This window comes from Enterococcus sp. DIV0008, from assembly GCF_050542615.1.
Taxonomy (GTDB): domain Bacteria; phylum Bacillota; class Bacilli; order Lactobacillales; family Enterococcaceae; genus Enterococcus_D; species Enterococcus_D innesii.
This window is the reverse complement of record NZ_CP172937.1, coordinates 1704525-1718453: the sequence shown is the minus strand read 5'-3', so window position 1 is coordinate 1718453 and position 13929 is coordinate 1704525. Positions and strand designations below refer to the sequence as shown.

Genomic DNA, 13929 nt, shown 5'->3' with positions numbered 1-13929 from the left:
ATTTAATTTGAAAACATTTAATTACAGCAGTAAGATAAATATATCAAATACTTAAGGAGTGATATCTATGACAAACTATGAAGAAAAGGAAGCAAAAGCATTGGTAAAGATTGCAGAGGTTCTTGATAAGTTAGATGAGAATTTAGCTGAATTAGACACACTAGATGCAGACGCAAAAAAACATAGTATGATGAAATGGATCGTTGAGAAAAAAGCGATTCATGAAATCAAAAAGATCGCACACGAAGCCGGTAAGTATGAAAAGTACGATGAAAAAGCACTACAAAAAGAAATTGATGAAGTTGAGAAGTATATGTAATTGAAGAATAATAAGAAATTGTCACCATTATTCAGCAATTGAAATCTGAACTGATAAAAGCCAGATTTCAATTGAAGATATAGAATTGACAATGATCTCAATAAGCCCATGCTCTTATGAGTGTGGGCTTATTTGTGTCAGTCACAAGAAGTAGCTCTCTGAGAATAGTTACGTTAAAAAACATGGGCCAAAATTTACTAATTGAAGGAATATTTAAGAAGATGCCAAAATTATTTTTCTTATTTTTGAAACGGTCTCCGCAACAGAGTAATGGGAAATATCAATTTTTCTTGAACGCAATTCAGTATATTTTGGTAACCTATCCAGTGAACGCTGTAAATCAGATAGTGTTCGTTTCCCGGTGGTTATATCTCCTTCAAAGTTTTTCTGCAATTTTTCTGGCGAGGCAATTAATGAGAAGTGTTGCACGTCAATATCTTCCAATGCGATGCCGTTCAAGACTCGATCCACAATTTTTTGCTCATCCATAACCCAGCAAAAATAAATGACGTTGATCATAGAGTTATTGATAAAAGAGTTTAACAGAAAATGGATATTGTTGATCACCATATCCTTATTCTCTTCATTGACGATAAACGGATTCATCATCCAGCACCAATCCCCGTCAAGGTAAACAGACTGCTTTGTTTGTTTGGATAGTTCTTCAGTTATAGTTGATTTACCAATTCCCATCGTACCACTGATCAATATAAGCTTTTTCATCAGACTACCGCCAGCTTTCATATAAAAAGTATTTTTTTCTCAATCCAAAAACGTGTTTAGATTTTTAACTGTGATCCAATCATTCTCTTTCCACAGCCCAATCTCTTCAGAGCAAGCTACTTTTTCACTCGGTTCCTCATGCAAAAACAATTGGATTTTCTGTCCGTACAGTAGTTTTCGAGTCAAAGCAAAGGTTGCTTCCGCAAAGCCAGCTGCACCGATATAACCACAGATGCCATTTTTTTCTTTGTTATACAAATAAAAAATCTCGGCTTTTTCTATGTCTTTATAAAAGTCTACGAATAAGGTTGGAAACTGAGTAGAAAGATCGTCCGTGGCTTTTGGATAATTGATCACCTGATGACCATTTTCAGTAAGTGTATTCGTCAGTTCTTCAAAATCCTTTTGAAAAGCGATACTTCCAGAAATAATTATTTTTGACATGCTATGGCTCCTTGTCGTTGATTTACTTCATTATATCAGGATGAAGGTGCTAAGCGAGGGAAATTTTAGCTAACTTGTATCGCCAATCTAGTAATGGGAAGGACGAAATTATTGATTGAATTAAAGTAATCTGTCTATGAGAGACGTGTTTACTTAAAAGAAGACGATTAAAACCACAATACGAAAAAAGTCTGTTTTTTTATTTTTTTTATCGATTTTCTCTATTTTTTTGGGGAAAGGTTTCGTTTATTCTATACTTGTAAACGATCTCAAAGTGTTTAGATCGGGATTATTAGAATGATTTTTAGAATGTGGTCCTATTTTTTCTAAGAGCGAATTGACTATCAAGTTATAGATAGAATATTAGTTACAGTACAGTAGTTGGATTTCATTAGAGTTAAAGTAATGAAAGAAAAAGATGAAACGGGGGATTACATGGAAACAACATTTTTCATTTCGAAAAATACTTCTATCACGTCAAAACAGTTGGAAAATGAAGTGATTGGACATGCTTGCGAGATCTTGCAACGTGACATTTTAACCGTTGTGACAGACACGAGGAAGGCAAATAAAATTGAATTGGTTTTACTTGATGAAAAAAATGAAACGGATGCTTTTCATATACTTTTCGTATCGCCAGATAAAGTAAAAGTGTGTGCTGAAACACCGTTAGGATTAATGTATGGGGTTCTTGAAATCTCTCATAAAATTTTAGGTGTTCAACCCTTTTGGTATTTCATGGATATTCCCCCAATAAAAAAGCCATTTATTGAATGGACAGGTTTTGACTTAAAATTACCTGATTTTACAACGGACTATCGGGGCTGGTTCGTCAATGATGAGTTGCTGCTGGATCAATGGGAAGATAATGGTTCAAATGAATATGTCTGGGAACGTATTTATGAAACTTTGTTACGTTTAGGTGGAAATGTTATCATCCCGGGAACAGATAAGAACAGTCATAGATATCGACAAAGTGCACAAGCGATGGGGTTGATCTATACACATCATCATGCCGAGCCACTAGGCGCTGAGATGTTTGCTAGAAGGTATCCTGGTTTGAAGGCTTCATACGAGGAACATTTTGAGTTGTTTCAGGAATTATGGAAAAAAGCCTTACACGAGCAAAAAGGTACCAAGGTTATCTACACACTTGGTTTTCGCGGACAAGGGGATTGTCCTTTTTGGGCAGAAGATCTTGATCGACAGTGGTCAGCAGCGGAAAAAGCAGCAGTGATCAACGAAATCGTCCATCTGCAATATCATATGGTTAAAGAAGTCGATCCTCATGCAGTATGTTCAATGAACATTTATGGTGAGATGACGGAATTATTTAATCTTGGCTTACTTGAGCTTCCAGATGATGTGATTGAGATTTGGGCGGATAATGGTTATGGTAAAATGGTTTCTCGTAGACAAGGGAATCACGATCCACGAGATGAGGTGTTAACAAACACACCAAAACCAAATCATTCAAGAGGAATCTATTATCACGTTGCCTTTCATGATTTACAAGCATCTAATTTCTTGACGATCTTGCCTAATAGCCCAGAATTTGTTTCTAGAGAGTTAATGGCGGTTAGAGAAGTCAAGATGGATAAGTTTGTCTTAGTCAATACAGGCAACATAAAACCGCATATTTTGTTCTTACAAGAAATAGCGAATTTCTGGCGAGCAGATTATCAGTTACGAACCAATCAAGAGATAATTTCAGAGCATGTAACACAATACTATCAAAATCAGCAAGAAGAGATCCAAGCTGTCTATGAAGATTACTTTGAAGCGGTTATCCGCTATGGAACGCATGAGGATCAAACCACTGGGGACGAGTTTGCCTGTTATTTGATTCGAAAAATTATTCAATCTTGGCTCAAGCAAGAAACAAAAATTCCGAGGATAGAATGGTTGACGGGTGATCGGAAAATCAAGGAGCAAGTCAATGAAATTTTCTCTATGGTAGGAGAAAAGATAGCATCCTGGGAGAATCTATTGCTGAGATGCCAGCAGATTACATTATCCCTTCAGGATAAACATGCACAAAATGCTCGCTTTTTTAATGATATTTACCTCTCAGTAGCTGTTCAATGCAAAACATTAAAAGCATTGCTCCATTTGTTAGACGCTTATCAGATGATTGATCGGGAAGAAATGGTTTTTGTATTTGTAAAAGTTTTCGATGCGTTAGAAGAAATCCATCAACTAATTCAAATACTGAAAGAAAATCCAAGTGATACATGGTATGATTTTTATGAAAACGACGGCTATACTAATCTAACATTGACAAAAGAGATGATCAAAAGTCTGTTGTCTTACATTCGCATCATTGGCGATGGTCCAGATCAAGACCAGTGGGAGAGGAAATATATTATGGACTCCACTGAATCAAGAGTTATGTTGCTTTCGAATACTAAAAAAGCGTTGACGGATGAAAAGTTAGCAAGAAAAATCAGAGTAGGTTTAAGTGAAGAACTTAAAAAATATTAATTCGAGATGAAACACCTTTCAAAAGCAAGCGATTTATCCTAGCTTTTGAAGGGTGTTTTATCTAGTATACAAATTTTATTATAATTCACTAGGCATATCGTCCAACTCTAGCACCATATTATACCAAGCAACACCTGCATGTTGTGATTCTGACAGTCCTTCTAGTTGATAGCCGTGCTTTTCGTAATATGGAATCAATGATTCTAAACAAGTTAATGTGATTCCTTTTCTATTTTGAAGACGACATTGTTGTTCAAGGGCTGACAGTAGTTTACTACCAATCTGGCAGTTTTTGTAATCAGGAGCGACAGCCAAGCTAAGAATACTTTGGTAGCCACCAAAAAGTTGATTAGGACAAGTACTTTCAAAGAGATCGTCAGAGAGATAACGTTTAGAAATAATGGGCCCTACAACGTAGCCGATCGGACAATCCTTTTCATTTACTGCCACAATAAAACTGTCACTAATTGTATGTATTCGATCCATCATCGCTAGTCTAGATGCTGCTTCATCCGCTGTAAATCCTGCATTTTCGATCTGCATGATTTGATCAATATCATCTTCTTTTGGTGGTCTAAAGAAAACGTTCATTCAATCACTCCTATCCTATTTAGGATTAGTTTATCATATAATGATCCTTTTAAAATCCGTCTTACGCGCTTCTATTTTATTTTTGCTTGTCTAACGTTTTTTACCATAAATGCGTTGACTTTTTTACCAAATATTTGAGAAAAACCGAAAGATACATGGAAAAGTCGTTAAATAAAATACTGTTTACGGCTTTATAAGTGCTTTTGCATGAATGACTTTTTGTGAGGGAGTTGTGAGAAAAGTGAAAAATTAAGACAAGATTTATCTGAATGCCTTGCCTTAAAGTCCACTTCAAGAAATATACTGAAACTACCTTTACTTAAGGAAGATGAAAGGAGCAATTCAATGAACAAATGGACAAAAGGACTTTTTCTGACAATGATTTTTCTAGCAGGATGCAGCAGTGATTCAATGAATGACGAGCCAGACATTGGTACAACGGAAACAAGTACTAGTGACACCATTACGCAACAAATGAGAGAAGCAGGGATTGATGGGGAGGCCGATATTTTGATCGCCTACTTCACAAGACCAGAAAATTTAGAGTATGAACCAGCAGTCGAAGCAGTTTCTGGAAGTAGTTTTAATGTGATCGATAACACTTTAATAGGAGATGTCCAAGTCATAGCAGAGATGATCGCTGAACAGACAGGAGGTGAGTTATTTTCGATTCAAACAGAAGTAGGTTACCCTAACGATTACGATGAACATACAGCTTTTGCCACTAGAGAGGTGGAAGAAGATGCCCGGCCAACATTGATGACTGACGTTGCCCAAATGACTGAAGTGGATGTTCTCTTTATCGGCTTTCCGGTTTGGTGGAACCGTGCCCCAAGAGCCGTTTTAACATTTCTTGAAGCCTATGATCTTACGGATAAACAAATCATTCCTTTTGCAACCCATGGGGGAAGTGGACTGACCAATAGTCAAAATGAACTTCAAACGTTGTATCCAGCGTATGACTTTCTTGAAGGCTTTGCAGCAAGAGCGGGAAGTGTTGAAGACGCTGAACCCAATCTGTTGAATTGGCTCGACGAACTTGGGTACTAGGAACATTACGGTTTAATAGATATTTCTTGACCGGCTAATAGTCCATTATGTTATAAAACTAAAAGAAACATAATGTTATTATGGTAAACAAGTATGTTTGACTCATGAATCCTATGAGAACGAGAAAATAGTATTCCTTCAAGTCATTGTAAGAAGAATCATACCAAGATACTCATATAACCTATAACAAGTGTCGCAAAAGTATATAGCTGATAAACCTGTTCGTTTGTGCGAACAATTTTCATGTCATTCCATAAAACGATCCTCTTAAAATTCTGCAGTTTTATTCTTTTTTATTAGTATGATTCGCTGGAATAGCGATTCTTTGTTATTATTAGAAATGAATAGACCAAAAAGAAGGATGATTATTTTCATTGCTAAGAGTTAAAATGTTGTAAAAAAGAGGAGGCGATTTAGTGGAATTTCGTTTATTAAAATATTTCTTCACGATTGCAGAGGAAGGAACGATCTCACAAGCCGCAGAAGTGCTCCACATCACCCAACCGACATTGAGCCGCCAATTAAAAGAATTAGAAGATGAATTAGGAACGGCTCTTTTCATTCGTGATAATCGTACAATGCTCTTAACAGAAGCAGGTCGTTTTTTAAAAAGCCGTGCCGAGGAGATACTGAGTCTAACGGATCAAACCATGCAAGAGTTTGAAGATCGTAAGAAACAGTTGTTTAGTGGTCATTTCACAATTGGCTGTGTGGAAGCAGATAATTCCGACACGCTTTCTTTGATGTTGGAAGAATTTATCAGTGACTATCCAGATGTCCGCTTTCATATTCACAGCGGTACAGGAGATGATATCAACGAGCGTTTGGAAAAAGGTTTATTGGATTTGGCGATTTTGATCGAACCCATCGAAATCGAGAAATACGAAAAAATCGTTCTACCAAGAAAAGAAACTTGGGGCATACTAACATCGGCTGATTCTTTTCTCGCCCATAAAGAGGAGATCACACCAGAAGATATCAAAGGGGTGCCATTGCTAGTGTCAAGGCGTCCGGAAGTGCAGCAAATGTTCAGCCAATGGTCAAAAATACCAATAGAAGAATTACCGATCGTTGGAACATATAACTTGATTTTCAATGTCTTTTCCTTAGTAGAAAACCATGTTGGTTCGGCGTTGACCATCAGCGGAGCAGTCGGAGAACGGAGGGATGAAACGATCAAATTTTTGCCTTTAGTCCCTCAAATCGAAACCAGCTGTGTCCTGGTGTGGAAAAGAAATCGTGTGATGTCGCCGGTTGTGACGGCGTTCATTGCCCGCTTTCGTGAAGCTTTTGAATAATTGCATCCTAAAAGCCAAAAGAAGTGGAGTAATCCGCTTCTTTTTTCTTCCACCTCTCCCTATGCTTCATAAGCATAGGGACTTTTTATAGAAAGCATTATTCAAAGGCTCCGCTTTGCCTTACTATTAAATATACCAAGAAGAGAAACCAAGGAGGTGACAAAATGCCGGCAATACTTGTGTATTCACGAGCAGGAGAGAATCTTATTGAAGGGCAGCGAAAAAAGCTGATAGTGGGAAATACCCGGGTTCTAGCAGAGAAAATAGCAGATAAATTACAATGTCCGCTTTATTCTCTTGAACCGGCTTATCCTTACCCTCAAAGCTACCAAGCAATGGTCGAGCTAGCAAAAAAAGAAAAAGCGGCTAATGATTTCCCCCTCTATCAAGAGGTATCGGCAGCGTTTTTTAAAGAACGGGTTTTGTTTATCGGTTTTCCAAATTGGTGGGGCACATACCCGATGATCCTAGCGAGTTTTTTAAAAGATCATCGATTGGAAGGGAAGAGTATTTTTCCGTTTTGTACTCATGAAGGCTCAGGATTTGGCAACAGCCTAGAAGACTTTAAAAAGACTTGTCCTGAAGCAACTGTTTATCCTGGATTAGCTGTTCGTGGTTCAAGAGTAGCTAAAGCGGATATAGCTATTCGAAATTGGTTAAATCAGCATTTTATTAAAATAGATGAAGGAGTCGATCGATATGGTAAAGAAACAAACAGCAGGAAGAGATAACTTAGGCAAATTTGCGCCGAAATTTGCGCAACTGAATGATGATGTATTATTTGGTGAAGTTTGGTCACGTGAGGCAGAATTGGCTCCTCATACGAGAAGTTTATTGACGATATCTGCCTTGATTTCCGGTGGCAATTTTGAACAGTTGCCCGCCCATTTAACGATTGGCAAGGAGAACGGGATCTCTGTAGAGGAAATTGCAGAAGTAATCACTCATCTGGCTTTCTATGTTGGCTGGCCTAAAGCTTGGTCTGCTTTTAACATCGCCAAAACGGTTTATCAAGAAGAGCTAGCTGAATTGGAGGAAAAATAAATGTCAGAACTCGATGCAGTAAAAGAAGCAGGAATCTTTTCACTGGGCAATACAAATGACGCCTATGCAAAATATTTTAGCGGTCAGAGTTACTTGAATCCTTTAGTAGCTGATCCAGCGATTCCAGTCAACGTTGGCAATGTGACCTTTGAACCAGGTTGCCGCAACAATTGGCATCGGCATATCGATGGTGGGTATCAATTGTTGTTGGTGACTTCAGGAGAAGGCTGGTACCAAGAAGCAGGGAAGAAACCGCAAAAACTTACTGTTGGTGATGTCGTAGTCATCAAGGAAGGGGTCAAACATTGGCATGGTGCAGCGAAAAATAGTTGGTTTGCCCATGTAGCGATTACTGCTGGTGCTTCAGAATGGTTAGAAGCAGTCAGTGATGAAGAATACGATCAGTTGCCTGACGCATAAAGGAGGAAAAGGGGATGAATCGAATCAAAGGAAAAGTCGTGATCATTACGGGTGCATCAAGCGGAATTGGTGAAGCAACAGCGTTACTTTTAGCAGAAAAAGGTGCCAAATTGGTTTTAGCTGCTCGGCGGAAAGAGAAACTAGCGGAGCTTGTTAAAACAATACGTGAGAAAAATGGAGAGGCTGTCTATAAGGAAACCAATGTGACCAAACCAGCGGATAATCAAGCGCTGATCGACTATGCAAAAGAGATCTATGGGAAAATCGATGTGATTTTCTTAAATGCGGGCATTATGCCTAGTTCTCCTTTGTCTGCTTTAAAAACAGAGGAGTGGGATTAAATGATCGATATCAATATCAAAGGGGTATTGCATGGTCTAGCTGCTGTTCTGCCAGATTTTATTTCCCAAAAATCTGGACAGGTGATCGCAACCTCTTCCGTAGCCGGATTAAAAGCATATCCGAACGCAGCAGTTTATGGGGCTACAAAATGGGCTGTGCGTAATCTAATGGAAGTTCTGCGGATGGAGTCGGCACAAGAAGGAACAAACATTCGAACTGCCACCATCTATCCAGCAGCGATCAATACTGAATTATTAGACACGATCACAGATGAAACAGCAGCCAAAGGTATGAACGCATTATACAAAGAACATGGAATATCACCCGATCGAGTAGCCAATATCGTGGCTTTTGCAATCAACCAGCCAGAAGATGTCAATGTGAATGAATTTACCGTCGGGCCAACCTCCCAACCTTGGTAAATACGTAGGAGAAAATAAGCTTCCGCTTGCATAACCAATACGCGAGTGGGAGCTTATTTTTATTTAGCCAAGATAAAATTCAATCAACGTTTTTGCAATTAGTTTCGTCATGGAATGACCTTTAGTAAAGCTTGAAGCTAAATAAATCGTCCGCGATAAGGGAATGTCCGTTAGTGAATGCAGAACAAAAGGTGCCTCATCTTCATAACCCCAAGTAATTTTAGGAAAGAACGTGATTGCTAGTTCTTTCGCTCTAGCGGATTATTTTTCTCGGAATTGTACCAATGAGACTGAAAAAAGGCTCCACATGCTGTTGACGATCATCGCTACGCTGGACGATACGTGCATTTTTTACCGCAGCAATCAAGAGGTACTGACACTGGTTCAGCAACTCGCACAAAAAGCCAATCAACAAGCGTTGCCGAATCCAGCATTTCTGGCACTAGCAGCCTTCTGCCAGTCAGAAAATGTATCTCCCGGAGGCAGTGCGGATCTGTTGGCTGCCAGCTTCTTTTTATTGTCCATCAACTCGATTTTACCCATAAAAGAAGGGGAGACCGTTTATCAATAACTCTTTTCCTTAGAAGAAAGGCAACGATTCTTCTAAGGATTTTTTTGTTTCATTTTTTTACTCGTTTAAGAAAAATAAAACCTCTTGCTATTTGCATAGTTTAATGATTAGATAATTCTTAGGCACTACTGAAATGCTTCGTTGCTTCATTGCAACGAAAAAAAGGAGTTACAGATGAAATATTATAATGCTTTTCTTCAAAATCTTGTGTTGCGGCGCTGGACGGTCTTGTTTATGCTTGCGGGCATTCTTTTTTTGTTTCGCAGTATGATGACCATTCTTTTGCTGACCTTTATCTTTACGTATTTGATTTATCGGCTGGTTCTTTTGCTCCATCGAAAAAGCCGACTGCCCATCAAGCTTACGAGCATCCTGACCTACAGCTTGATTGTTTTTATTCTTTATTTAGTAGCAACAAATTATGTTCCCATCATCATCAAACAATCCGTCCAATTAGTCAATTCCGTTGCTGATTTCTACCAACGGACAGACTCCAATAATGAATTGATTGAATATGTCTTAAATTTATTGCAAACCAGTGAATATATTCAGAAATTACAAAGCGGCGTTTTAGTCGTGATCAATTATCTGTATAATTTCGGTGAACTGGCATTGACGGTGCTGATCTCATTTCTGCTTAGTTTCTTCTTTATGATCGATAACAAAAAAACCGTTGCGTTTTCTCAGCTGTTTTTGCAAGGGCGAGGGGCGTGGTTCTTTGAAGATGTTTACTATTTAGGAGCTAAGTTTACGCGGGCTTTCGGAAATGTGATTGAGACGCAGTTGGTGATCGCCTTAGTTAATACAGCAATCACTGTCTTCGCCTTAGCGGTGATGGGCTTTCCGCAACTATTGAGTTTGGCGTTGATGATTTTCTTTCTCAGCTTGATTCCTGTTGCTGGTGTGATCATCTCGTGTATTCCATTAACGTTTATTGCCTATTCTATCGGCGGATTTAATGATGTGATCTACATTTTACTGATCATTGTGTTTGTTCATGCGTTGGAATCCTATATCTTAAATCCCCGCTTGATGGCCAATAAAACAGAGATCCCGATGTTTTACACGTTTATTCTCCTGTATCTTAGCGAACATCTCTTTGGCTTGTGGGGCTTGATCATCGGGATCCCATTGTTCACTTTCTTTTTAGATTTAATGAATGTGAAAGAGATTCCGCGATTGCGTAAAAAATCCGATGACACCTTGCAGGACCAATAAAAATGATTGCTGTAAAGGATGCCAATTGATAGAAAAAACCATCTCTGCCGATGAAAGGCGAGATGGTTTTTTTATTTCGCCGCAATTTTTTTCGTAAAGGAGACAAAGCAGATTGCTGAAGAGGGGCTTTGAAACCTCCCTGTTGCTGAATACCCTAACGAGTGATAAAAGTGAACCAGCTTGGGTTCTTGCAGGATCGTATGTAAACGAATCGTATCTGTTTGTACGTTCCTTTCAATCAAGGTCATTGCTTGTCTACCGATCCCGCGGTTCTCGTAGGAGGGAAGAAGGGCGATGGAGGATAGCTTCGTCGTATGTTCCTGCTCAACCGTCAGTTTTAGGAAGCCCACGATTTTCTGAGCGGTCATGATTAAATAATAAGTTGTATTCGACGCAGAAAACTTTGCGTTTAGCTTCTCGAAACTTTGTAAATAGGGAGAAGTTTCTCCGTCTTGATAACGGAGAAAGAGTGGTTTGAAGGCAGCTTTTTGTATCAAGTAGATAGAAAGTAAATCGGAAAGCTTCGCTTCTTTAAGCTGAATGAGCATGCACACCTCCATAAAAAGTCAGACATCATTTGTTGAAAGACATTGATTCGGTATAGAAGGTCCTGATGAAAAAGCCATCGAATAGCAGTTTTTCATTGGCTCGTTTCCGTTTTGATCCTTCCCTCAACCAGAGGTTCAAAAACGAAGAGATCCGCAGGGCTTCGTGCCAACGGTGTTTTATTGAAAAAGATCATTTATCGATGTAACCAAGTCGTCATAGGTTTGACCGGTAGTGATTGCATAAACGGAAAGCAAAAAGACGAGGGCTGCTGCCAGCACGTAAAAAATTCGGAGGCGATAACCGTCACCTGTCCGGCGATTTTTTACAAAAGTAAAAATCGTCACAGCTAGATAAGCGAAGGTCAATAAACAAATAAGATACGTAATAATTTCTGGTGTCATGGGCGTTTTCCTTTCTTTTTCTATTTGTATAAAAATATACTCAATAAATATAATATAACCATTTCGATACCGTCAAAGAAAGCGCTCAATTTTTGACACATAAAAACTGACCGAATGGTAGCCATTGGTCAGTTCTATTCAAAAACGATGTGGTATGATCTTAATTGTCTTTTTTTCTGCCTCTAGTAAGCTTCTTAGTTCATCAGCTAAAGCGATACAGGCAATACTATCTGTTAAGGACATCAAGGGATTTTCGAGTTGTCCTTGTGCAAGTGCGGTAAGAACTGCTTGAATCTCTGAATGGAAATCATCGATCTCGTACCCAATATCATAGATCGTGTCTTCTTGGTCAATCGTTACGGTAAAAGAAGCGGGGCGATGGAAGTTTGGGACCGTGATTTTCCCTTTTGTTCCTTGTAATTCCGCCACCGTCTCTTTTGTTTGGTCAAATCCAGTCTCAATCACTGCAACAAAGTCTTCACTGACAAAGCGTGCTTCAACGTAGGTATCGACCCCAGTTTCATACAGGCTGTAATCGATCAATTCGGCAGTTAAATTTTCTGGTGAAAAATCTTGGATAAAGGCTAAGTTATAGATCCCCATATCCAGTAAAGCACCCCCTTGTTTTGGCAGATAATGATAAGTACTGCCTTCGACTGGTAAATGGCGGCGAAAAGTAGTCGTGACACTTGTTAGCTCACCGATATGACCACCATCCACAAGTTCTTTTAGTTTGCGATACGCCGGAGTGAAGCGCGGTTTCATAGCTTCCATAAAGAAGACTTCGTGTGCTTGGGCTTGTTTTTGTACATCGCACATTTCTTGTGCAGTCAAGGTTGCTGGTTTTTCACATAAAACAGCTTTTTTCGCTTGAAAGGCTTTGATGATCCATTCATAGTGATACAAATGCGGCAAAGCAATATAAACGACATCGATAGCTGGATCATCTAATAGGTTTTGGTAGTCATCAAAGACAGCATCACACGGAAATTTTGCTTGAAACGCTTGCGCTTTTTCCATCGTACGACAAGCAACCCCATAAAGTTGGGCATCTTGAAAATTTTCTAAGCTTGCAGCAAAGCGATTGGCGATATTTCCGGCACCAATAATTCCCCAATTGATCATTTCATTTCCCTCTTTTCTTCAGTTGACGGGTATTCTGAGAGAATCCCTGATTCCAAAACAGTTTGTTTTTTTCTTAGTTCAGCAATATTTTTTTGGTATTCTTTGGCATACAGCAATGCGAACAGTGAATCTAAAATATACTCAAAGGCGACCTGCGAAGAAAAGGTACCGACTTTGAGGAAATCACGTTCATCATGAGAAGCGATGATCGCATGGGTCGCTAATGGGATGATTTTTGCATGGGCGTTGCCAGAGATCACGATCACTGGTACCCCGACATCACGAAAGTGCTGCATGATTTTTTCGTATTGCGTATTTTTCCCACGATAGGTAATAAACACGGCACAATCTTTTTTCGTGACGTTCGACGCATTCCACGCATCATCTCCATACTCATCAGCAACGATCAGATACTTATTGATCTTGACCAACTTATTTTGAAAACTTCTTGCCCGGATCTGAGAATCACCACGAGCAAATAAGAAAATCCGCTGGGCAGCTTCCAACGATTGTACCACTGCTTCCATCGTTTCCGGAGCGACCTGAGCATGGGTTTTGTGGATCGAGTTGATCGTTAGATCGGCCATTTTTTTCAAAATGTCAGGCGTTTGATCCTTGGGCGAAAAGGGGAAATTCGCGTCAACAAAGGTTGGATTGAACATCTGATTATGGGCAATTTCAGCCAGACCTAAGCGAAAACTTTTAAATCCTTCATAACCCATCTTTTTGGCTAGACGAATGACGGAAGAGTGGGATGTGTACGTATGCTTGGCGATGACTTCAATCGTCAACGAAGGCACATCATTGATATTTTGCAAAATATAATCGGCAATCCGTTTCTCCGTATTGGTCAATCCTTCTTGAAGCCGTAATTTATCTCCTAATAACATCAAACCACCTCTTTCTAATCATAGCCTAGGACAAAGAA

General features: G+C 39.1%; 16 protein-coding genes and 2 pseudogenes. 10 read left to right on the top strand and 8 right to left on the bottom strand.

Translation table 11 applies throughout. The features are described from left to right. Positions 1-67 precede the first annotated feature (67 nt). A complete protein-coding gene (locus IGI84_RS08265) occupies positions 68-319 on the top strand; it encodes a hypothetical protein (protein ID WP_430600183.1) in 252 nt (83 codons plus the stop codon). A gap of 213 nt (positions 320-532) precedes the next feature. Here IGI84_RS08265 and IGI84_RS08260 read toward each other — a convergent pair whose 3' ends face one another. Further along, positions 533-1042 (bottom strand): AAA family ATPase, encoded by a 510-nt coding sequence (locus IGI84_RS08260; protein ID WP_118215236.1) that lies wholly within the window; start codon positions 1040-1042, stop codon positions 533-535. A gap of 39 nt (positions 1043-1081) precedes the next feature. Further along, entirely contained in the window at positions 1082-1486 is a 405-nt protein-coding gene (locus tag IGI84_RS08255) for a hypothetical protein (protein ID WP_430600182.1), read from the bottom strand. Positions 1487-1921: 435 nt separating this feature from the next. On the opposite strand from IGI84_RS08255, the gene IGI84_RS08250 reads away from it, so the two are divergent. Next, positions 1922-3970, top strand: coding sequence for a glycosyl hydrolase 115 family protein (locus tag IGI84_RS08250; RefSeq protein WP_430600961.1), 2049 nt, complete (start codon positions 1922-1924; stop codon positions 3968-3970). Positions 3971-4048: 78 nt separating this feature from the next. Here IGI84_RS08250 and IGI84_RS08245 read toward each other — a convergent pair whose 3' ends face one another. Further along, complete coding sequence (locus IGI84_RS08245) at positions 4049-4561, bottom strand: GNAT family N-acetyltransferase (protein WP_430600181.1); 513 nt, start codon at positions 4559-4561, stop codon at positions 4049-4051. Between the two features lie 345 nt (positions 4562-4906). Here IGI84_RS08245 and IGI84_RS08240 point away from each other — a divergent pair, with 345 nt between their 5' ends. The 6 genes and pseudogenes from IGI84_RS08240 (at position 4907) to IGI84_RS08215 (ending at position 9137) form a co-directional block, all read left to right on the top strand. Further along, a complete protein-coding gene (locus tag IGI84_RS08240) occupies positions 4907-5611 on the top strand; it encodes a flavodoxin (RefSeq protein ID WP_430600180.1) in 705 nt (234 codons plus the stop codon). Between the two features lie 416 nt (positions 5612-6027). After that, entirely contained in the window at positions 6028-6909 is an 882-nt protein-coding gene (locus tag IGI84_RS08235) for a LysR family transcriptional regulator (RefSeq protein WP_186366392.1), read from the top strand. A gap of 164 nt (positions 6910-7073) precedes the next feature. Continuing rightward, entirely contained in the window at positions 7074-7640 is a 567-nt protein-coding gene (locus tag IGI84_RS08230; RefSeq protein ID WP_077453315.1) for a flavodoxin, read from the top strand. Next, positions 7609-7953 (top strand): carboxymuconolactone decarboxylase family protein, encoded by a 345-nt coding sequence (locus tag IGI84_RS08225; protein WP_430600179.1) that lies wholly within the window; start codon positions 7609-7611, stop codon positions 7951-7953. The genes IGI84_RS08230 and IGI84_RS08225 overlap by 32 nt, the downstream gene beginning before the upstream one ends. Continuing rightward, entirely contained in the window at positions 7954-8373 is a 420-nt protein-coding gene (locus tag IGI84_RS08220; RefSeq protein ID WP_430600178.1) for a cupin domain-containing protein, read from the top strand. 14 nt (positions 8374-8387) lie between these two features. Further along, positions 8388-9137: pseudogene (locus IGI84_RS08215) on the top strand (SDR family oxidoreductase). 63 nt (positions 9138-9200) lie between these two features. On the opposite strand, the pseudogene IGI84_RS08210 reads toward IGI84_RS08215, so the two are convergent. Next, positions 9201-9380: pseudogene (locus IGI84_RS08210) on the bottom strand (LysR family transcriptional regulator); the annotation flags it as partial. Here IGI84_RS08210 and IGI84_RS08205 point away from each other — a divergent pair. Then, positions 9370-9708, top strand: coding sequence for a triphosphoribosyl-dephospho-CoA synthase (locus tag IGI84_RS08205; protein ID WP_254907616.1), 339 nt, complete (start codon positions 9370-9372; stop codon positions 9706-9708). The pseudogene IGI84_RS08210 and the gene IGI84_RS08205 overlap by 11 nt on opposite strands. Positions 9709-9882: 174 nt before the next feature. After that, positions 9883-10926 (top strand): AI-2E family transporter, encoded by a 1044-nt coding sequence (locus IGI84_RS08200; protein WP_086292364.1) that lies wholly within the window; start codon positions 9883-9885, stop codon positions 10924-10926. 71 nt (positions 10927-10997) lie between these two features. On the opposite strand, the gene IGI84_RS08195 is transcribed toward IGI84_RS08200, so the two are convergent. The 4 genes from IGI84_RS08195 to IGI84_RS08180 all read right to left on the bottom strand — a co-directional run bounded on the left by IGI84_RS08195 (position 10998) and on the right by IGI84_RS08180 (position 13891). Next, positions 10998-11474, bottom strand: coding sequence for a GNAT family N-acetyltransferase (locus IGI84_RS08195; protein WP_195265110.1), 477 nt, complete (start codon positions 11472-11474; stop codon positions 10998-11000). Positions 11475-11651: 177 nt separating this feature from the next. Further along, on the bottom strand, positions 11652-11876 hold the full coding sequence (locus IGI84_RS08190) for a hypothetical protein (RefSeq protein WP_077453327.1): 225 nt from the start codon (positions 11874-11876) through the stop codon (positions 11652-11654). Between the two features lie 138 nt (positions 11877-12014). Beyond that, positions 12015-13001 (bottom strand): Gfo/Idh/MocA family protein, encoded by a 987-nt coding sequence (locus tag IGI84_RS08185; protein ID WP_195265112.1) that lies wholly within the window; start codon positions 12999-13001, stop codon positions 12015-12017. Further along, the gene (locus IGI84_RS08180; RefSeq protein ID WP_081119468.1) at positions 12998-13891 is read right to left on the bottom strand and encodes a MurR/RpiR family transcriptional regulator; all 894 of its coding nucleotides are present in this window, start codon (positions 13889-13891) and stop codon (positions 12998-13000) included. Before IGI84_RS08180 ends, IGI84_RS08185 begins: the two co-directional genes overlap by 4 nt. Positions 13892-13929: the final 38 nt, after the last annotated feature.

Excerpts from the sequence above, each read along its gene's own strand:
- IGI84_RS08195 (WP_195265110.1), bottom strand. The coding sequence starts at position 11,474 with ATGCTCATTCAGCTTAAAGAAGCGAAGCTTTCCGATTTACTTTCTATC.
- IGI84_RS08225 (WP_430600179.1), top strand. The coding sequence starts at position 7,609 with ATGGTAAAGAAACAAACAGCAGGAAGAGATAACTTAGGCAAATTTGCG.
- IGI84_RS08245 (WP_430600181.1), bottom strand. The coding sequence starts at position 4,561 with ATGAACGTTTTCTTTAGACCACCAAAAGAAGATGATATTGATCAAATC.
- IGI84_RS08255 (WP_430600182.1), bottom strand. The coding sequence starts at position 1,486 with ATGTCAAAAATAATTATTTCTGGAAGTATCGCTTTTCAAAAGGATTTT.
- IGI84_RS08190 (WP_077453327.1), bottom strand. The coding sequence starts at position 11,876 with ATGACACCAGAAATTATTACGTATCTTATTTGTTTATTGACCTTCGCT.
- IGI84_RS08265 (WP_430600183.1), top strand. The coding sequence starts at position 68 with ATGACAAACTATGAAGAAAAGGAAGCAAAAGCATTGGTAAAGATTGCA.
- IGI84_RS08260 (WP_118215236.1), bottom strand. The coding sequence starts at position 1,042 with ATGAAAAAGCTTATATTGATCAGTGGTACGATGGGAATTGGTAAATCA.
- IGI84_RS08180 (WP_081119468.1), bottom strand. The coding sequence starts at position 13,891 with ATGTTATTAGGAGATAAATTACGGCTTCAAGAAGGATTGACCAATACG.
- IGI84_RS08230 (WP_077453315.1), top strand. The coding sequence starts at position 7,074 with ATGCCGGCAATACTTGTGTATTCACGAGCAGGAGAGAATCTTATTGAA.
- IGI84_RS08200 (WP_086292364.1), top strand. The coding sequence starts at position 9,883 with ATGAAATATTATAATGCTTTTCTTCAAAATCTTGTGTTGCGGCGCTGG.
- IGI84_RS08250 (WP_430600961.1), top strand. The coding sequence starts at position 1,922 with ATGGAAACAACATTTTTCATTTCGAAAAATACTTCTATCACGTCAAAA.
- IGI84_RS08220 (WP_430600178.1), top strand. The coding sequence starts at position 7,954 with ATGTCAGAACTCGATGCAGTAAAAGAAGCAGGAATCTTTTCACTGGGC.
- IGI84_RS08185 (WP_195265112.1), bottom strand. The coding sequence starts at position 13,001 with ATGATCAATTGGGGAATTATTGGTGCCGGAAATATCGCCAATCGCTTT.
- IGI84_RS08240 (WP_430600180.1), top strand. The coding sequence starts at position 4,907 with ATGAACAAATGGACAAAAGGACTTTTTCTGACAATGATTTTTCTAGCA.